A 20,101-nucleotide genomic window follows, 5' to 3' on the forward strand; every position below is an offset into this window, starting at 1 on the left:
TCTAGTTCATTATAAAAAGGGGGCAGTAAGGATGAAAGATCAAATTAAGCTAACCTCGTTATCTACAAAAGCTGGTTGAGGATGTAAAATTGGTCCACAAGACCTAGCGCAAGTTTTGCGTTATTTACCAACGAAAAACGATGACCCGAACTTACTTGTCGGAGTCGAACACTCAGATGACGGTAGCGTGTATAAGCTAACAGATGACATCGCACTGATTCAGTCGCTTGATTTTTTCACTCCGATTGTGGATGACCCTTACAGGTTTGGTGAAATTGCTGCCGCAAATGCGTTAAGTGACATTTATGCCATGGGAGGCTCACCTAAAACGGCATTAAATATTGTTGCTTATCCGATCAATAACCTTGATCCACAAATTCTAGCAGAGATCTTACAAGGTTCTGGTGATAAGGTGAGGGAAGCGGGAGCAAATATGGTTGGTGGACACTCCATTGATGATCGTGAACCTAAATTCGGCCTATCTGTCACAGGAGTTGGCCATCCAGCTAACATTTTTAAAAATATCGGTGCACAACCCGGAGATGCTCTTGTATTGACGAAACCTATTGGAGTTGGAATTCAAACAACTGCAATTAAACGGGATCTTTTAACAAAAGAAAAAGTGGATCGGGTATCTCATGTTATGGCTACATTGAATAAGTATGCTGCGGAAAGCTTAAAAAACTATCATCCAAATGCTGTCACAGATATTACTGGATTCGGATTACTTGGGCACGCTTTCGAAATGGCAAATGGAAGTGATGTCAGCTTTGTTATTAGAAATGAAGATGTCCCACTTTTGCCTGGCACGAAGGAACTTGTTGAGGAAAATATAGTCCCGGGCGGATCAAAAGCAAACCACCAATGGTTAGAAGACGCTGTAAGCTATGGGGAGAATATCCGGAAATCCGAGCAACTTATTTTATGTGATGCCGTGACATCTGGCGGGTTATTAATTAGCTTGCCGAAGCAGGAAGTCGAATCATTTATGGATGATTTTAATAGGAATCATTCCATTCAGGCTGCCGTTATTGGCGAGGTAACAGAAAAGATGGATAAAGTAATTTATGTCAAATAATGGTGGTTGACATAAGACATCGATTATCTTTGAAAGAAGGGGGGCGTGAAATCATGCCTCCCTTAATATTGCCGCTCACGTTATGTCTCAAATGTATGTAAAAGTATGTATACTTTTCATTTTTATTGCTCAATTATTCACAATTTGTATACATACTTATCCCATATATTCCTCTACAATAGAGAAAAGTGGGTATTATATAAATATTATTGCTCAATTATTCACAAATAGTCACGATCTTTCTTAAGCATTTGTGTTTTTTCTATGAAAGGCAAAGGGAGTACATTTTTTTGCAATCTAAAGCATTGGAGGGATGATTCATGGATTCTCATGAAATAGATGGTGTACTGCATAAGAAAATAAAAAGACGTGCTTTCTTAAAAGCAACAGGAGGAGCTATTGGTGGCGCGACACTTGCGACTGGTGGAGGTTTAGCAATTAAATACAAAAGGAACACCTCTGCCAAAGTGGTCGCGGAAGGAGTTAAAGAATACAAGACATTCCGTTCTACTTGTTCAATGGAATGTCTACATTGTAACCTGACTGCTTTTGTGAAAGATGGTAAATTGCTTAAGGTTGAAGCAAGCGAAGATTTTAATGTAAAAGGATGTCTTCGAGGCATAAGTCGATCTCAATGGGTTAACCACAAGGAACGATTAAAAATGCCTATGTTACGAACGGGAGAAAAAGGTTCAGGAGAATTTAAAGAAATATCGTGGGATGAAGCTTTGGACTTAATTGAAGAAAATATTAATAAAACAATAAGGGAAATCGGTAATAAAGGTATATTATTAGAAAGTGCATCAGGAAATATGGACTCTATTGCAAATAGTATGGCAGAAGCTCTTTTTAGTCATTTAGGTGGGGCTACAACTCCTGAAGGATCACTTTGTTGTTCAGCAGTAACAGCTGCAATGAATCCAATAGTAGGTGATCGCTACATTGATACACGTGACACAATCCGTGAGAGTAAGTATATCATTTGTTGGGGGAACAATCCTGTTGTAACAATGCAAGCCTATTTTAAAGAGTATGAAGAAGCAATAAAAAATGGGGCAAGAATGATAGTAATTGATCCACGTTTTAGTGAAACAGCCGCCAAAGCGGATGAATGGGTACCAATCATGCCAAGTACAGATACATCACTTGCGTTAGGCATGTTAAATATTATTATTCAAGAAGATTTAATAGACCGGCAATTTTTATTGAATCATACTGGTGTACCTTATTTAGTTGATAAGAATGATAAGCTTGTCCGTGAAGACCCTGAAGACCCGGATTCGTACGTTGTCTTTGATATGAAACAAATGTCACTAGTTCGCCATGATGAAACGAATATTGAACCAGCGTTAAGTGCAAATGAAGCTGATATTCCAAATGAATATAGAACTGTATTTGATTTAATAAAAGACGAAGCAGAAATGTGGACAACAGAGAAAACATCAGAAGAAACGGAGGTTCCAGAGGAAACAATCATTCGTTTGGCACGAGAATATGCTATAAATAAGCCCGCAATGATTATTCAAAATATGTCTGGTGCTCAAAGAACAGAATACGGTACTTACGTAGCAGCAAGTCAATTTTATCTAGCATTAATTACAGGAAATATTGGTAAAGCTGGAGCTGGGGTATGCGACGCAGGAGGCGCTACTCAGTTTATATCAAGCAATCCACCTGTTGAACCTGCTGAAGTAAAAAATGAGGTTGAAAGCATTCCAATTGCCAAATTGGGGGAAGCAATAGTTAATAGTGATCCAACGGAAATCGGATTTTGGTATATTATGACTACTAGTCCAATGACACAATTGCCGAATACAAACATGGTTAAAAAGGCATTGGAAAAGGTTCCTTTTGTAGTTGTTGCAGATAGTCTAATGACTTCAACAGCAATATATGCGGATCTAATATTACCTGTAACAACTGTATTTGAATATACAAGTTTAATGGCAGGTACTAGAAGTCATTATGTTCAACTGAAGGAAAAAGCTGTAGATCCACCAGGACAAGCAAAACCGGATTATTGGATTTTAACCGAAATTGCAAAACGGTTTGGAGTCAGTAAATGGTTTGATAAACCAATAGAAGAACATATAAAGGCATGTTTAAAGGAAACAGAAATAACCATTGAACAATTAAAGGAAGGTCCGGTAAAACCAATTTCAAAACCTTCTATTCCTTTTGAAAACGGTCAATTTAAAACTTCAACTGGTAAGGCCCACCTTTTTGTTGAGGAATGGGCAGAAAAAGACTATAGTCCAATCGTCAAATATTATCGTGCAAATGAATGCTTAAAAGATGAAGATAATGAACTTCTAAAAAAATACCCATTAATGGCCATACAACGAAAAACACCTCGTTCCATTCACTCTTCGTTTGGTAGTCTTGAATGGCCACAGGAGGTACATGGTGATAAACCGGAAGTTCAAATCCATCCGAACGATGCTGAAGTAAGAACTATTAAGGATGGGGATCTTATCAAGGTCTTTAATGACCGTGGGTCTCATAAGGCAAATGCAGTTGTGACGAAGTTTATTAAAGAGGGAGCGATCACTCTTCAAAACGGATGGTGGGAACAACAAGGTGGTAGTACAAGTTATCTCACTAATGATGCTGTTGAGCCGTTAGGAAATGGAACAGCTATAAACAATACACTAGTGGAAATTACAAAGGAGGTGTAACGGATGGTAAAACAATTCGGCTTCGCAATTAATATGCAAGATTGTTATGGATGCAAGACATGTGCTGTTGCATGTAAATCAGAAAATGGCACTCCTAAGGGGGTGAATTGGAGAACAGTAAGGGAGTTTACAACAGAAGATAATCCTTCACAAAGCTTTCTCCCTATGTCATGTAATCATTGTGATGAACCTGCGTGTATGGAGGTGTGTCCTGTATCTGCTTATACAAAAAGAGATGATGGCATCGTTATTCAAGATCATGATAAATGTATCGGTTGTCGTTCCTGTGTTATGGCCTGTCCTTACGCTGCACCTCAATATGATCCAGTTGAGAAAAAGGTAAGCAAATGTGATATGTGTTACGAACGAGTCGATGAAGGTCTGATGCCTCGATGTGTAGAAGCTTGTCCGGCTGACGTTATAAAATTCGGTGAAATAAACGAGTTACGTGCTGCTTTTGGTGATGATATAGAGGTAGTGGAAAGAATGTACGACATGCCAAGTCATAAAATAACGCAGCCAAATATAGTTATTATTGCTCCAAATTAAAAGGGAGGTGTTTAATATGGCTGAGTATGAAATTCCTTTGGTAATCTTCACTGTGTTGAGTCAATGGGCAGTAGGGATTATTATTGCTATTGTTCTACTGGAATGGTTGAAACCTAAATATATGAATACAGTTGGAAAACAGGTATTGAAATCATCAGTTTATCTGGCGCTTAGCCTTTCTGTTGTGGCAGCCTTAGCTTCAATGCTACATTTAAATAATCCTTTGAAAGGTCCTACAAGTTTATTGGGACTTGGACATTCGTGGCTCAGTAGGGAAATAGTTGCTGTGATATTGTTCAATGCTTGTTTACTAGGACTAACATATTTATGGTGGAAGAAAACAGATCAAGACAAATTACGGAGAAACATTGGGACAATAACCGCTTTGCTTGGAGTTATTTTAGTCATTAGTTCGGCAATTGTCTACTTTTCAATTCAACTGCACCCGACATGGAACAACTGGACAACATTTGCTAGCTTTTTGTTAACAGGCTTACTCCTTGGTGCATTAACAGTTGCATTATTTGTGTTTAAAGGAAAACAGGAAGATCTGGATATAGGTGTTAAGAAGCTCTTAAGTGTTTATTTGTCTATCATTATAGTTGCCTTATTTATTACAGTTGGAAATTCTGCAATGATTTCAAATGGTGCTTCTGAAAGTCAAATAGCCACAACTATTTCATACACATCCATTCTTTTTTGGATTCGCATAATCGGGAGTATGCTCCTACCTGCAACCCTAGTTATTTACATGATAGTGAGTAAGAAGTCAGCGGCAACAAAATTTATATTGGCTGCTACAACATTTGCTTTAATTGGTGAGTTATCAGGCCGGGCCGTATTTTATTATTCAGTAATGAGTCAGTATCCTTGGTTTTAAAGTATTGAAGCACATGAAAAAAAGCATATTTTACAGTCGCTGAGTTACTTTATATAAGAATCCTATTTTGCTTTTCAAATAGTCACAAATTAGTAATTTTTATTAATCTGTATCATTAAAACCCATGTTATAATGAATACAGAACATAATTGTTCAATGTTTCACAATTGGTTCTTATCAATGATAAAAATTAGGAGGGGTAATAATGACTGTATTTGCTCAAAAGGTGGAGTTTAAAGGCGGGAAATGGGAATCAGAGATTGATGTGCCTGATTTTATTAGGAAAAACTACAGCCCGTATGATGGGGATGAAAGCTTTTTAGCGAACCCAACGGAGGCTACGCTTGATTTATGGGATCATGTGATGGATTTAACAAAAAAGGAAAGAGAAAATGGTGGTATCCTGGATATGGATACGAAAACAGTTTCGACTATCACTTCCCATGGAGCAGGATATTTAGACACATCAAAAGAAAGAATTGTTGGTGTTCAAACAGATGAACCATTTAAACGTTCTTTGCAACCATTTGGCGGTATTCGCATGGCGGTTGATTCCGCAAAGTCCTATGGGTATGAAATTGACAAAGAAATACAGCATATTTTCACCGAATATCGTAAAACACACAATCAAGGTGTTTTCGATGCCTATACACCTGAAATGAGAGCTGCAAGAAAGGCAGGCATTATTACTGGATTACCTGATGCTTATGGTCGTGGTCGTATTATCGGGGACTATCGACGTGTTGCTTTGTATGGGGTAGATAGACTGATTGAAGACAAAAAGGAACAATTGATATCCACTGGTGCGAACGGCATGATGTCGGAGGATGTCATTCGTGACCGCGAGGAAATTACAGAGCAAATTCGAGCTTTAGGTGAACTAAAACAATTAGGCGAAACATACGGATTTGACATTTCAGGTCCTGCCGAAAGCTCTCACCAAGCTTTTCAATGGCTGTATTTCGGTTATCTGGCTGCTATTAAAGAACAAAATGGTGCAGCAATGAGCTTAGGTAGAGTTTCCACATTTTTAGATATCTATATTGAGCGTGATATCCAAAATGGTGTATTAACCGAAGAGGAAGCGCAAGAATTAGTTGATCACTTTGTAATGAAATTGAGATTAGTTAAATTTTCAAGAACTCCGGATTACAATGAATTATTCAGTGGTGATCCAACGTGGGTTACAGAAGCTATTGGCGGGATTGCCAATGATGGGAAATCACTTGTTACGAAAAACTCATTTCGATTTTTGCACACGCTGGATAATTTAGGACCTGCACCAGAACCAAACTTAACCGTACTGTGGTCAGAAAAATTACCAAATAAATTTAAAAAGTACTGCGCTAACATGTCTATCAAAACAAGCTCCATTCAATATGAAAATGATGATATTATGCGTGACATTTACGGGGATGACTATGGAATTGCTTGCTGCGTATCTGCCATGGAAATCGGGAAACAAATGCAGTTCTTTGGTGCAAGAGCAAATCTCGCAAAAGCACTGCTATACGCTATCAATGGTGGCGTGGATGAAAAATCATTTGTTCAAGTTGCCTCACGTTACGCTCCTGTTACTTCGGATTATTTAAATTATGATGAGGTTATGGGAAAATTCGATACGATGATGGAATGGCTAGCAGGGTTATACGTGAACACATTAAATGTCATTCACTATATGCATGACAAATATAGTTACGAACGTATTGAAATGGCATTACATGATAAAGAAGTATTACGTACGATGGCTTGTGGTATTGCCGGCCTTTCTGTTGCAGCGGATTCTTTAAGCGCCATTAAATATGCAAACGTAAAAGCCATTCGAAACGAACAGGGATACGTAGTTGATTATGAAGTAGAAGGGGATTTCCCTAAGTATGGAAACAATGATGAGCGTGCCGATGATATTGCAGTGCATCTTGTAAAAACGTTCATGGATAAAATCAAACATTATAAAACGTACAGAGACGCTGTGCCAACACAATCTGTCCTAACAATCACTTCTAATGTTGTCTATGGAAAGAAAACGGGTAATACACCTGATGGTAGAAAGGCCGGTGAAGCATTTGCACCTGGAGCAAATCCGATGCATGGACGCGATAAAAAAGGAGCTCTGGCATCCTTAAGTTCTGTTGCTAAATTACCTTATGACTATTCACTGGATGGAATCAGCAACACCTTCTCCATCGTTCCAAAAGCATTAGGGAAAGATGAAGAAACAAGAAAATCGAATCTTGTGGCCATGCTTGACGGCTATACGTTAAAAGGTGGTCATCACTTAAATATCAACGTATTTGAACGGGAAACATTACTGGATGCTATGGATCATCCGGAAGAATATCCGCAATTAACCATTCGTGTATCCGGATATGCGGTTAACTTTGTTAAATTAACAAGAGAGCAACAAATTGAAGTGATTAACCGTACATTCCATGAGAATCAATAAATAGGAACCTATAACAGTAGTGAATAGCTGCACAGAGACCCATGAAGCTATTTTCTAAAATGCTTGCTAATCATTTAGGGGAGGTATTATCATGAAAGGACGAATTCATTCCGTAGAAACATGTGGGACAGTGGATGGTCCAGGGCTTCGCTATATTATTTTCACACAGGGCTGTCCAATGCGATGTCAATTTTGCCATAATCCCGATACATGGAAAATGGGTGATGGTAACATTATAACTGTAGATGAGTTAATGGAAGACATTATCACTTACCTCCCCTTTTTCCAAGCATCCGGTGGAGGAGTTACTGTTAGTGGGGGAGAGCCATTATTGCAAACGAAATTTGTCACTGCTTTATTTAAAGAACTAAAAAAACATGATATCCATACAGCTATTGATACATCCGGTAGCACGTTCACGAAGTCAGCCGCCTATTTAGAAACATTGGATGAATTGTTGGATCTTACGGATCTTATCTTATTAGACCTGAAACAAATAAATCCAGAAAAACATCAAGCATTAACGGGCTTATCCAATGAGCGTATTCTGGCATTTGCCACCTATTTAAAAGAGAGAAATACACCCGTATGGATTCGTCATGTATTAGTACCGGAGCGAAATGATTTTGACAAGGACTTGCATGATCTAGCCGATTTTATTGATACGTTAACAAATGTTGAAAAGATAGAAGTGCTTCCATACCATAAACTCGGCGTTTACAAGTGGGAAACATTGGGCCTTGATTATCAACTGGAAGGAATAGAGCCACCGACTACAGCGCGTGTGAGAAATGCAGAGCGCATATTAAATAAAGGAATGAAAGCAACGCTTCAACATGTTTGACAATATACGTAAAGGCTACTGATTCGGCAGTAGCCTTTTTTGGTATGTAGAAAGATTTATATAATGGCAATTATCATCATAATAAAGAATAATGCTGCATTCACAACTTCGATAATACCGCTTTTTTTCATTTTCAAAGGCTTACCGTAATAATAAAGTGCTCTTATCAAGGCCGGTAGAAAGGCAAGCGAAATAACCCAATAACCAAGGGCTGCCCATAAAACGGGAACCAGTATATGATAGGTCCAGGAAATACGTTTATACATAATGTTTTTTCGCTCTCTGATGATTGTTTTCACATGAAAGGTAGTTCCTATGAAAAATAAGACAGAGGCAATGAAAATAATGAGTGTTGCACTATTTATTTCTCCAGTTGCTAAATAACCACTTGCCAATCCTACAATACTAAATGAGAAAATGGCACTTATATCATTAAGTAATGCACGATCGTTCTTTTTACTTGAATAATAAGCGTTCATAACAAACAGAGGAATCATAGCCAGTCCAAAATAAATAATGGAAGGCCTTATCCATAAAGGAATAAGTAGTAATATAAGAGCTGGTATAAAGTAAATGAGTGCCCATTTTGTATAATAGGGAATTTTTTTCTTTTTAAAAAGAAGTAATGTTGGATATGTTGCTAAATACAATAACATCCAACCGAAAAAGAAAGGGATATGCTGCCATAAAAAGCCGGACGCCACTACCCCAAGCCAAAATGGAATGATTAACATTGCCCATGCTCCATGTTGTTTTGGCAAGAATAATTTCATACCTATACACTCCTTCATATTTGTTCTAACCTAATTATAAAATAATAACATGTGAAAAACATAACAAATTATACTGAAATATGATGACAAATGTGTGAAGGCGAAATAGCAATATGTAAATAGCACCTAATTACTCCCGATTTTTGCTTGAGTTAGGGCTTTTTACTTACATTAATTTTAAGAGATAAATAGAGGCTATGAAGATTTTGTTTCTATACCGTTCATTCTATATGTAAAATGGAATAAATCTACGAACGAAAAATAAAGTGGTTTGACGGCAGTGATTTCCGCTCAAACCACTAGTTTTACTACTACTTATAAGATTGTTTATTGTTGCTTATTGTTGTATTTATGTGGAGAATGGATGGTCTTATTTATGGTGCTACATAATTGTGGCTGTCCACAAATTCCTGCAGTAGTTCTGTATCCCAAAGAAGCGTACCCCAAATAAGTTCAATTATCCCTGCATAGAACCCTATATTTCCATGTTTATTCGCATCGCTACAAAGCTCAGGAATCCATGACAGCATATGTTTATTAATAAAAGAAATTTGCTCTTCGCTGACTGAATTTTGTTTTTCTGGCTCTAGTGTGTGTAATTGTTCACTCCTTTTAGCAAGGAACAATAACTCGAGGCCTAGGTGATCTTCCGGCTGCTTGTCTTTTCTTTTACTTTCCAAACCATATTTGTTTAATAGTTGTTTCATTTCCAATGTTTTTTATCAAACAATGCCATTTTATTTGAATAATAGAATGATTCATTGGGTGGTGCTTTTGGTTTCCCAGCTCCAATAAATAATTCTGTATATTCGAATGCAATCTTTTGCAATGCATCCTTTGTACCTCGTTTTTCCAATTTGGAAGCACAGGCAATTAACTTTTCCAAACCTTCTTCTTGCTGTGGATTAGCAGGTTCAATTGGGAAGTTATGCCAAAAGTTTTGCGTTAGCACTTCTTTATTCTCCTCATGGATCAATTCCAATAAACAGCTCGCTAGAAAGTGGTACATTTCCGTCCGAAAGAACCATACTTCAGTCCATGTTTTTGTCATTCGCAATACTCCTTCCACGGGCACTTAACCCGTCGACTATAATATTTTTACAGTAGGGGACTTTCCTAATTAGATGCTATTGCGGGTGTTCCTGCATTGGTTTGCAGTTATCCAATTTACTTTGATCCGATTTTCCAATTATTATCCGGGATAATGCAATAAACATTAGAATACCAAAGGCAACCATGCCGACTACAATCGTTAATTCTATTAAACTAGGTGTATATTGCCCAACTGTTGTCCAACTACTATTGAAAACAGCCGGATCGTCGCTTGGTATATATTGTCCGGTAGTCACCCCCGGTGAACCTGAAACATTCGGAAATATGAATGAAGATATTACTAGCCAGATCCTTTTACACAAAACACCAATGACAATTAATGCAGATGAAAACACTACTAAACTGATCTTCTGGCGATTTTTCTTCAATAATAAAATAGAAAGAGGAATGATGATCCCTAATATTACTTCACCCCAAAAAAACGGTGCCATCGATCCCATCATCATTTCATTTAGTATTAGCATTGTAGATTCCTCTTGTGGATAAAACATCGTCAGTATTTCTGAAAAGACGAAGTAAGCATCTACAGCAACAAAAATGAAGAGTAGACCAGCCAATGTTGTAATTAATGAGTTTTCCACATGAAATACTTTAAATTTCTTTAAAAGAATAAGCACAATAAGTAGTAAAGCAAGTCCAGAATCTAAAGCCGAGGCTACAAATAATGGAGCCATAATAGCACTGTGCCAGCCTGCTCGAGCAATTTGCAAACCGAAAATCCATGCCGTGACAGAGTGAACAAGAATTGCTATCGGGAGTGCTATATAGGACGTTGTTTTCAACCATTTTTTATTCGTATTCTTTCTCGTCATGAAATATAAATAAGCAATATTTATTGCTAAATAAAGTGAGATTACAACGACATCCCACATCAATGGTGATTGAAATTGTCCGTGTAGAATAAGGTTAAACATCCGGAATGGTCCACCTAAATCTACCATGATAAAGATAGTTGCCAGAATAACACAAACAGTCGAAAGTATTGTAGCAGGTTTAGCTACTACTTTAAAAGATGGGATATTAAATACTGTAGCGGAGGAGGATACGATCAATCCTCCAGCTGATAAGCCAATAAAAAACATAAACATGATAATGTATAATCCCCAGGAAACGACATTATTCATTCCTGTTACGCCAAGTCCATTAGTGAGTTGATAGATCAGGGCTCCAAATCCTAGGAGTGTTAAGGTACCCAAGACGCCCATGGAAAGGTTAAATTTAGCCTTGTTCGTCATTGTTTATTTCCCTCCATTTAAGCCTATATAATAGACTTGAGGTTTGGTGCCTTTTTCTTTTAGCAACGATTCACCATTATTTTCATGAATATAACGGGAAACTTCACTATCCGGATCATCTAAATCGCCAAATATTCTCGCTTCAGCCGGGCAGCATTGAACACATCTTGGATCCTGTCCTTCATCTGTTAACTCTTTACACATGGAGCATTTTTCTACTACTCCAACATTACGAGCTGGAACTCGACTGTCCCCATAGTTAAAGTTTGGGTATTGGACTGCTTCTTCCCATTTAAATACGCGAACGTTATAAGGGCAGGCAGCCATGCAATAACGGCAACCGATGCAGCGATCATAATCAATCAATACTCTTCCGTTATCATCTTTGTATGTTGCACCAACAGGACAAACTTTTACACATGGTGCATTTTCACAATGCTGGCAGGAGACTGGAACGTATTCCTTAGATACGTTTGGATAAATCCCTTCCACACCGTCTACTCCCTCTTCACTTTCTGTTAGAACTCTGTTCCAGAGCATCCCCATAGGAACATTGTTTTGCATTTTACATGCAAGCGCACAAGTTTGGCACCCTATACATCGATTTAAGTCGATAGCCATTCCCATTCTAGTCATATTACTGCCTCCTAAACCTTATTTACTTCTACTAATGTGTCATTATATGGAATAACAGGGCCGTTCTTTAGTCCATATTGACGTTCCATAAACACATCGTTTGTTAAGTTTTGCAGATTACCATCAATCATATGTTTTGACCACCAACCCTCATGCATTCTCACTACCCCTGGTCGCATTGCTTCCGTTAACTTACATTCTGCCTTCATAGAGCCACGGTCATTAAATACTTCAACTGTATCTCCTTTTTTCAAACCTCTAGTTTTAGCATCTGTAGGATTGATTTCAATCGTCGGCCCTTCATCAAGTTGTTGGACCCAATTGACATTCGTAAATTGTGAATGGACATGATAACGTGAGCGTGATTGGATAAATTGCAATGGATACTTTTCCATTAGCGGATTATCATCATAAATTTCATTTGGGTTTTCGTATGTTGGAAGAGCTTGTTCGAAATCTAAGAAATTTTCACTATAAAGTTCAATTTTACCAGTTGGGGTATCATATATTTGATCCATATATCCTCGGTAAGGTTCTGTAGGTACATTTAAACGCATAATAAAATTATTGTCTTTCAGCGTTTGAACATTGATTCCATCTAAATGCGGGTCATCGGAATCTAACTGAGTTTCTATCCATTCCTCAGGTGTTTCTGGGTGATGCTTATCCAACCCAAATTTTGCGAGTAGTTCTTTTTCAATCTGAAAATCGGATTTGCTTTCATACAAAGGTTCAATCACTTTTTCTGCTAATAACACATGAGAGCGGTTTATTTGCATGTTTACAATATCATACTCACTTTCAAACGCTGTACTGGCTGGAAGAACAATGTCGGCATAATTAGCGCTTGAATTGTGGAAAGGATCGATGGTTACAAGGAAATCCAATGAGTCAATCCATTCCTCTGTTTTATTCATATTAGCAAAATGTTGTTGTAACGTATTTCCAACGTTAATAACAGCTTTTACAGAACCTTTACCCTCTCTGAAATCAGATGTTGGTACTTCTAATGGTGTTTCCTGGAATTCTGCCGGGATCGGCCAAGCGTTAAGTTCTGCACCCCACGCTGAGGCATGGTGCGTAACGGCTCCAACTCCTCCACCAACACGGCCGAAGTTTCCGGTTAATGAACCAAGAATACCCCCAGCGTGACCTGCAATATCAGCATTTGTTAGCTTATCTAATCCTCCGAATCCCCAACCAAGCACAGCGGGACCACGAGTTGCATAATCTTTAGTAAGTTCATAAATGACGTCTTCATCAATATTTGTCATCTTAGCCGCCCAGCTCAGGGTATATGGTTTCTGGTTTTCTTTTAACGCCGTGAAAACCGTCTTTACTTCTACATCATCAACAGTGAAAGCCCCTTCTAAAGCTGGTTTTATTCCTTCTTCATTAAAAGGTTTTGCTGATTCACTTTTTTCATCCCAAACTAATTGTGGGTTTTTCTCTACATCCTCTTCCTCACTTTCATTTAAACGAAGTAATTGGCCGTTATCTTCTCTTATTAAAAATGATGCTGATGTATTTGCTACTAAGTAGTCTGCTTGATACCATTCGTTTTCAATAATAAGACTAATCATTGCTAATAATAAAGATACATCTGAACCAGGTTTAATTGAAATCCATTGGTCTGACTTTGAAGCAGTTGTTGTGTAAACTGGATCAATGGTAATTATTTTTGCTCCTGCGTCTTTCGCTTCAAAGAAGAATTTTGAATCTGTTATTGTCGTTTCAAGAATGTTGGAGCCGAGTATTAAAATCGTAGATGAGTTTACCCAATCCGTGATTTCATTTTGCATGTAGGTATAAACATCATCACCCCCAAGACATTTAAATAATCCATTGGAAAGTCCTACATCGATACCTTGTTCTATTACCCATTGTGTACCTAATAAGGTGCTTAAAAATTTGTAATTGTGTTCCACGCCGGAAGACATACTTACTAAGATTGATTTTCCACCATGTTGATTTATAAGTGGTTGAAGGTTATCTGCAATTGTAGTAAGAGCTTCGTCCCACGAAATGGGAACAAATTTGCCTTCTCCTCTTTTACCGATACGCTTCAGTGGAGTTTGAATCCGATCTGGACTGTAAACACGCTCTATTTCACTTATACCTCTTAAACAAATAGTTGAGAATCTATTATCTGCCCAAGTATTCGGTTCAATTAGGGATAACTTTCCATCCCGAACAGTACATATAAAGGCACAACGACCACCACAGTTTGGTGTATGATAAGTAAATTTCTCTACTTCATTAGGTACATTGTTATCAGAAGCAGCTTGAAGCCATTTATGTGAAACCATGGAACCAGATAAGCCCAGTGCTGTTGATCCAACTACCCCTGCTTTGATAAAGTCTCTTCTTGAGATATTCATTTGGACCCCTCCATTCATATTAAATAAATTTGAACTGATACCTTTTTACTTACATGTATAATAGCATGATTACGAAAATGAGCGATTTCAATAATTAACGATTCATAAATATGTCATAAAATTTTGACAAAAAAGTTGACCATGGTAAATACGGTAAATATAGTGTATATCTCTTTCGGCAATAGGTGCGCAAACTATCATTCCATTGCATAGATAAGTTGGCTTTCTGTTCATGGAAGGTGATCGTACTGGTATGCTAAAAATTACGATTTTTTAGGAACGGTGCGAAACACGTTAATGGCAATAGGGTAAGCAGAAAAGTGTAACTTATTCTCATGGCCAGAATCTTGCTGAATATGTGCAAGCCAAATACAAAATTTAGATGTAATGGCTGGAAATATAAGAATTATATTGTTCAAAATATCACATTAATAACATGTATATGATAATAACTATATACGATTAAATATTGTATTGACAGTATTTATGAGCGAATGATATGCTTTAATTAGAAATTAAATTGATCACTATTTCACTAAAATAACATTCTAAATCGAGATGTAACTTCTATTACGTAAATGGTCTATAGGAAGTATGGAGAATAGGGTGGATGGCTAACATAGACCAAAGGATGATGAGGTACAGTAAGGGGGAAGAAATATTAAGAACAGTAAAGTATACGATTGCATGTGAAAAAGATCACAACTATACCCCTATAACTAAAGGAAAAACGGATTTCACTTAATTGTCATCCGATCAGAATTTAAGTTTATTTAAGAAAGTAAAAGAAAGGAGTTAACCGCTATGGAGAAGGTGATAGATCAATCATATTATTCAACAATAGAAGAAAGGGAGACGATGTATACTTTCTTAAAAGTTGTGTTTGAAGCACCTTTAACGATAGACACTTTAACACAGTGGAAAGAAAATTTCACCCCCGCATTTATTGATATTTTAACGATAGAAAATGAAGCGTTATATCAGTCCTTTGAAAAATTGAGAAACAGTGACTTGGAATCTTTTGAGGCAGAGGAGAAAGCTGCATATTTGGCAACCTTTAATGTCTTTAACGAAAGCGGACATATTCCTGCGCCACCTTGGGAATCCGTTTATGTTACGAAAGATCGGACGATGTTTGCTGAACCTGTTTTTCAAATGAGAAAACAGTGGGAAAGCTTTGGAATGGAGATTGTAAATAAACATAGAGTTCCGGAAGATCATATTTCCATAGAACTGGAATTCATGTGCTATCTTATTGATTTTACAAGGGAAGCTTTGCGATTAAGCAATAAAGAAAATTTTGTGAGGGGAATTTATACACAATTTTGGTTGCTTAAAGATCATCTAAATCATTGGGTTAAACCATTTACCAGGGATATTCTGTCTTCGGATACAAGTGATTTTTATAAGGGGGTAGCCAAGCTGCTGCAATTATTTGTAGAAGAAGACGTTGAATATATGAAATCAATTAAGGAGGTTTTGGATCATGAGTGAAAACATTATAGAGAAGATACAGCGTAAAAAGATGAAAAGACGATCATTTTTAAAATGGTCGGGAGCCGTTGCAGCACCAGCAATTATCGGTAGTAGTACTGCTGTTTCGAATAAATTAAAGATAACTGCTGAAACGACTGATGAAGCTACCGAAGAGAAAGTTATAACCACTTGCGGTACGTTAAATTGTGGGGGCCGCTGCTTAATTAAAGCACATCTTAAAGATGGAGTTATTACGCACTTAAGCACCGATACGAAGGAAGATACGTTTGATTTACCTCAACTTAGAGCTTGTGTTAGGGGGCGAGGATACAGGCAGTTCTTTTACAATCCTGATCGCTTAAAGCGTCCTATGAAGCGAGTTGGAAAACGAGGCGAAGGTAAATTTGAAGAGATTTCCTGGGAAGAGGCCATTGACTATATTGCGGAAGAATTAACTAGAATTACGGAAGAACATGGGCCATCCTGTCGTTATAGCAATTATGCTAGTGGACATTCCGGAAGTATTATAGGAGCCGGAAACATGGCTCAAAAATTGTTTGGCTTAACAGGGGGTTATTTGGGTTACCACAACTCCTATAGTTCGGCTCAGACTTCAACTGCAACACCTTATACGTATGGAACAACAGAGACAGGAAGCACATTAAACACCTTATCTGATTCCAAATTAATTATCTTATGGGGACATAACCCGGTTGAAACACGATTTGGTCTTACTGACTTTTATGTCAAGAAGGCAAAAGAGAATGGTGTCAAGATTGTAGTTATTGATCCCCGTAAATCGGACACAGCCGTAGCGCTCGCTGATGAATGGATCCCGATAGCTCCTACTACGGATACCGCGATGATGGATGCAATGATGTACGTTATTATTTCCGAGAATCTGTACGATAAAAAATTTGTAGATAAACATTGTATAGGTTTTGATGAGGAGCATATGCCCGAGGATGTACCTGAGGGAGAATCACTTAAAAGTTATATTTTAGGAGAGAAAGATGGGGTTCCTAAAACACCTGAATGGGCGGAAGAAATTTGTAAAGTTCCTGCAGGTACCATTCAAAATTTAGCTAGGGAATACGCTACGAATAAACCATCTGCTTTAATGCAAGGATATGGACCTCAAAGACAGGCATTCGGGGAACAGTTTACCAGAGGCGGAACCATATTAGCAGCAATTACCGGAAATGTCGGTGTTAGAGGCGGATGGGCTTCCGGACAGGGCAGTATTAATCTCGTAACTACAACTCCAGTCCCGAAAGGAGAAAACCCATTGGGAGAGTTGACCATTCCATGTTTCTTATGGACGGACGCCGTTGTGCGCGGAACCGAAATGGGAGAAGAAGATGGGGTGAAAGGGCTACCTGATGGTCAAGATACACTTCCATCAAATATGAAAGTTATGTTTAACCTGGCTGGAAATACATTAATTAACCAGCATGCTGACTGTAATAAAACTGCGGAAATTTTGCAAGATGAGAGTTTACTTGAATTGATTGTCGTAAGTGAGGTCTTTATGACACCAAGCGCTAAGTTTGCTGATATTCTACTTCCTTCTAACACCTTTATGGAAAGATGGGATATTGGCTCAACATGGGCACCATCCCAACATGCTATTTTATCGGAAAAATGTATTGAAAGTATGTATGATTCGAAATCCGATTATGAGTGGTTAACGATGTTAGCGAAAAAATTGGGTGTTGAAGAGGAATTTACCGAGGGAAGATCCCAATTGGATTGGGTAAAATGGTCCATTGAAGAATCACGGAAAGAAGATCCAAATTTTCCTACGTTCGAAGAGTTTAGAGAGAATGGCGTATACCAACCATCTGTAGAAGAAAATACGGTTATTGCTTTTGAGAAAGAAATTAAAGATCCGGATAATAATAAATTTGAGACGCCATCTGGAAAAATAGAAATTTTTTCAAAGGATCTTTGGGATATGGATAATCATGAGGAAATTCCTGCGATTCCAAAACATGTACATTCATGGGAAGGCCCTGAAGACCCTCTAATAGAAGAGTATCCATTACAGTTAATTGGATGGCATTACAAGAGACGTTGTCATTCTTCATTTGATAATAATAAGTGGCTAGAGGAAATAGGTCCACAGGTCCTTTGGATGAATGAGAGTGATGCCAGTGATAGAAACATAAACGATGGAGATATGGTGAAAATTTTCAATGAGCGAGGCGAAATCCAGATGCCAGTAGAGGTCACAAATAGAATGATGCCGGGAGTAGCTGCTATTCCACAGGGTGCATGGTGGGATCCAGATGAGAACGGGGTTGATCAACGCGGAAATATTAATACATTAACTGGCTACCGTCCATCACCATTAGCAAAAGGTAACCCGCAGCATACAAATCTATGTGAAATTGAGAAACTATAATTAGTAGAAAGGAGGAAATAAAAATGGTTCAAATGGGCTTTTATATAAATAGTCAATTATGTACTGGATGTAACGCCTGTGTAGTAGCATGTAAGGATAAAAATGACTTAGATGTTGGTATTAATTTCCGGCGCGTGTATGAACACACAGAAGGTGGTTATGGAAAGAGTAATCAAGGAATCACGCAAAACGTACAAACATTTTTTACTTCTATATCATGTAACCATTGTGATGAGCCAAAATGTATGGAGAATTGTCCAACAACTGCGATGTATAAACGAGAAGAAGATGGCGTTGTTGTCATCGACCATGATAAGTGTGTTGGATGTAGATATTGTGAATGGAACTGTCCGTATGGAGCACCACAATATAATGAGGAATTAGGGAAGATGACAAAATGTGACACATGTCTAGATCTCCGTGAAGCAGGGGAAGAGCCAGCCTGTGTTGCTGCCTGTCCAATGCGCGCGATTGAATTTGGTCCTATTGAAGAGTTACGTGAAAAATATGGAGATACAGCAGATGTAAGAGGACTTCCAAGTTCATCTATTACGAAACCAAATCTTGTGATTAATGCACATAAAGATGCAAGTAAATAAGGAGGGATACCCATGCACGAATGGCCATTATTAATTTTCACCATAACGATGCAAGCAGCTATTGGCGGTATCTTTATGCTATGGTTTTTCCAGCTGAGAAATAGGAATAAGGAAACGCTGAATATGTTTCATCTGTTTAAAATTCCGTTAATCGTCATTGCTTTATTATCTTTAGTAGGATTGGGTGCTTCTTTTGCTCACCTCGGATCTCCAATGAATGCGATGAATACGCTGAGAAACATAGGTTCTTCATGGATGAGCCGGGAAATTTTAGTAACGGGATTATTTATTGGTTTAGCTTGTGTCAATGCCGCTTGGGCACTTTATCGTAAAAAGATTTCATCCTGGCTGTTACTTGTTGCGACATTGGTAGGATTTGTTGATGTTTATTGCATGGCAGCAATTTATTCCAATTCTTTAATCGGACCTTGGAACTCTATTCATACGTTTCTGTCATTTTACGGAACGACTTTCATATTAGGAGCTGTACTTGCTGTAGCTCTACTGATACCAACGCTATATAAACAAAAAATGGAATTGGAAGCAAAGCAATTTTTAAAGATAGCGTTAATTACCGTGTTAGTAGGGATTGGATTTCATGCGATTGGCATTGCCTTATTCCCGGCAACAATGGTAGAGACAAGTATTATCGAAAGCACTGCAACAGCAGGGGTCCTGTCGAGTTATCAAGGTATGATTGCTTCCCGATGGGTAATATCCGTTTTGGGTATAGCCTTGCTGGGATATTTGGTGCTATCATCCAATAAAAAGTATTTGGTTAACCTTTCTTTTATTGCATTACTAATATTTGTCATGTCTGAAGGTATGAGTCGTTATGTGTTTTATGTATTAGGGGCATAGCATTATTTTAAAAACATTATAACAATCAAAACGAAGTTCCGGTTTGCTCGTTGAACCGGAACTTTTTTATGTTGGTAGATAAAAATGCCTTATCTATACTTATAAAATCCGCTCTGTTTCTTCATTTTTAGCATTTCATTTATAT

At 37.8% G+C, this 20,101-nt stretch carries 14 protein-coding genes and 1 pseudogene; 10 read left to right on the top strand and 5 right to left on the bottom strand.

The window, feature by feature from the left end; all coding sequences use genetic code 11:
• The first annotated feature begins 31 nt into the window (after window positions 1-31).
• The 6 genes from selD (at window position 32) to pflA (ending at window position 8,475) form a co-directional block, all read left to right on the top strand.
• Complete coding sequence (selD, locus tag KFZ56_RS02900; protein WP_222640142.1) at window positions 32-1,078, top strand: selenide, water dikinase SelD; 1,047 nt, start codon at window positions 32-34, stop codon at window positions 1,076-1,078.
• Between the two features lie 320 nt (window positions 1,079-1,398).
• Window positions 1,399-3,756 (top strand): molybdopterin-containing oxidoreductase family protein, encoded by a 2,358-nt coding sequence (locus KFZ56_RS02905; RefSeq protein ID WP_222640144.1) that lies wholly within the window; start codon window positions 1,399-1,401, stop codon window positions 3,754-3,756.
• Between the two features lie 3 nt (window positions 3,757-3,759).
• Window positions 3,760-4,305 carry a 4Fe-4S dicluster domain-containing protein gene (locus tag KFZ56_RS02910; RefSeq protein ID WP_222640146.1) on the top strand — a complete coding sequence of 182 codons (546 nt, stop codon included), beginning with the start codon at window positions 3,760-3,762 and terminating at the stop codon, window positions 4,303-4,305.
• Window positions 4,306-4,321: 16 nt separating this feature from the next.
• Window positions 4,322-5,185: a dimethyl sulfoxide reductase anchor subunit family protein gene (locus KFZ56_RS02915; protein WP_222640148.1), complete on the top strand. Its 864-nt coding sequence runs from the start codon at window positions 4,322-4,324 to the stop codon at window positions 5,183-5,185.
• 205 nt (window positions 5,186-5,390) lie between these two features.
• Complete coding sequence (gene pflB, locus KFZ56_RS02920; RefSeq protein ID WP_222640149.1) at window positions 5,391-7,631, top strand: formate C-acetyltransferase; 2,241 nt, start codon at window positions 5,391-5,393, stop codon at window positions 7,629-7,631.
• A 91-nt stretch (window positions 7,632-7,722) separates the two neighbouring features.
• Window positions 7,723-8,475, top strand: coding sequence for a pyruvate formate-lyase-activating protein (gene pflA, locus KFZ56_RS02925; protein ID WP_222640150.1), 753 nt, complete (start codon window positions 7,723-7,725; stop codon window positions 8,473-8,475).
• 56 nt (window positions 8,476-8,531) lie between these two features.
• Here the strand turns inward: pflA and KFZ56_RS02930 are convergent, their stop codons facing one another.
• From KFZ56_RS02930 to KFZ56_RS02955, 5 genes and pseudogenes are all read right to left on the bottom strand, one after another.
• Window positions 8,532-9,248: a YwiC-like family protein gene (locus KFZ56_RS02930; protein ID WP_222640151.1), complete on the bottom strand. Its 717-nt coding sequence runs from the start codon at window positions 9,246-9,248 to the stop codon at window positions 8,532-8,534.
• A gap of 374 nt (window positions 9,249-9,622) precedes the next feature.
• Window positions 9,623-10,299, bottom strand: a pseudogene (locus KFZ56_RS19970) (TorD/DmsD family molecular chaperone).
• A gap of 76 nt (window positions 10,300-10,375) precedes the next feature.
• Window positions 10,376-11,596 (bottom strand): NrfD/PsrC family molybdoenzyme membrane anchor subunit, encoded by a 1,221-nt coding sequence (gene nrfD / locus KFZ56_RS02945; protein WP_222640155.1) that lies wholly within the window; start codon window positions 11,594-11,596, stop codon window positions 10,376-10,378.
• A gap of 3 nt (window positions 11,597-11,599) precedes the next feature.
• Window positions 11,600-12,232, bottom strand: coding sequence for a 4Fe-4S dicluster domain-containing protein (locus KFZ56_RS02950; protein ID WP_222640158.1), 633 nt, complete (start codon window positions 12,230-12,232; stop codon window positions 11,600-11,602).
• 11 nt (window positions 12,233-12,243) lie between these two features.
• Entirely contained in the window at window positions 12,244-14,613 is a 2,370-nt protein-coding gene (locus tag KFZ56_RS02955; RefSeq protein WP_222640160.1) for a molybdopterin-dependent oxidoreductase, read from the bottom strand.
• 804 nt (window positions 14,614-15,417) lie between these two features.
• On the opposite strand from KFZ56_RS02955, the gene KFZ56_RS02960 reads away from it, so the two are divergent.
• From KFZ56_RS02960 to KFZ56_RS02975, 4 genes are read left to right on the top strand one after another with little or no spacing between them, the layout of a single operon-like run.
• Entirely contained in the window at window positions 15,418-16,107 is a 690-nt protein-coding gene (locus tag KFZ56_RS02960) for a TorD/DmsD family molecular chaperone (protein ID WP_222640161.1), read from the top strand.
• Window positions 16,100-18,496: a DMSO/selenate family reductase complex A subunit gene (locus KFZ56_RS02965; RefSeq protein ID WP_222640162.1), complete on the top strand. Its 2,397-nt coding sequence runs from the start codon at window positions 16,100-16,102 to the stop codon at window positions 18,494-18,496. Before KFZ56_RS02960 ends, KFZ56_RS02965 begins: the two co-directional genes overlap by 8 nt.
• 23 nt (window positions 18,497-18,519) lie before the next feature.
• A complete protein-coding gene (locus KFZ56_RS02970) occupies window positions 18,520-19,095 on the top strand; it encodes a DMSO/selenate family reductase complex B subunit (RefSeq protein ID WP_222640163.1) in 576 nt (191 codons plus the stop codon).
• Between the two features lie 12 nt (window positions 19,096-19,107).
• Window positions 19,108-19,956, top strand: coding sequence for a dimethyl sulfoxide reductase anchor subunit family protein (locus KFZ56_RS02975; RefSeq protein ID WP_222640164.1), 849 nt, complete (start codon window positions 19,108-19,110; stop codon window positions 19,954-19,956).
• The last annotated feature ends 145 nt before the right edge of the window (window positions 19,957-20,101 follow it).

It is taken from the genome of Virgibacillus sp. NKC19-3 (assembly GCF_019837165.1).
GTDB lineage: Bacteria > Bacillota > Bacilli > Bacillales > Amphibacillaceae > Virgibacillus_L > Virgibacillus_L saliphilus.

Coding starts and splice junctions, on each gene's coding strand:
- KFZ56_RS02905 (WP_222640144.1), top strand. CDS start 1,399: ATGGATTCTCATGAAATAGATGGTGTACTGCATAAGAAAATAAAAAGA.
- KFZ56_RS02910 (WP_222640146.1), top strand. CDS start 3,760: ATGGTAAAACAATTCGGCTTCGCAATTAATATGCAAGATTGTTATGGA.
- KFZ56_RS02915 (WP_222640148.1), top strand. CDS start 4,322: ATGGCTGAGTATGAAATTCCTTTGGTAATCTTCACTGTGTTGAGTCAA.
- pflB (WP_222640149.1), top strand. CDS start 5,391: ATGACTGTATTTGCTCAAAAGGTGGAGTTTAAAGGCGGGAAATGGGAA.
- pflA (WP_222640150.1), top strand. CDS start 7,723: ATGAAAGGACGAATTCATTCCGTAGAAACATGTGGGACAGTGGATGGT.
- KFZ56_RS02930 (WP_222640151.1), bottom strand. CDS start 9,248: ATGAAATTATTCTTGCCAAAACAACATGGAGCATGGGCAATGTTAATC.
- nrfD (WP_222640155.1), bottom strand. CDS start 11,596: ATGACGAACAAGGCTAAATTTAACCTTTCCATGGGCGTCTTGGGTACC.
- KFZ56_RS02950 (WP_222640158.1), bottom strand. CDS start 12,232: ATGACTAGAATGGGAATGGCTATCGACTTAAATCGATGTATAGGGTGC.
- KFZ56_RS02955 (WP_222640160.1), bottom strand. CDS start 14,613: ATGAATATCTCAAGAAGAGACTTTATCAAAGCAGGGGTAGTTGGATCA.
- KFZ56_RS02960 (WP_222640161.1), top strand. CDS start 15,418: ATGGAGAAGGTGATAGATCAATCATATTATTCAACAATAGAAGAAAGG.
- KFZ56_RS02965 (WP_222640162.1), top strand. CDS start 16,100: ATGAGTGAAAACATTATAGAGAAGATACAGCGTAAAAAGATGAAAAGA.
- KFZ56_RS02970 (WP_222640163.1), top strand. CDS start 18,520: ATGGTTCAAATGGGCTTTTATATAAATAGTCAATTATGTACTGGATGT.
- KFZ56_RS02975 (WP_222640164.1), top strand. CDS start 19,108: ATGCACGAATGGCCATTATTAATTTTCACCATAACGATGCAAGCAGCT.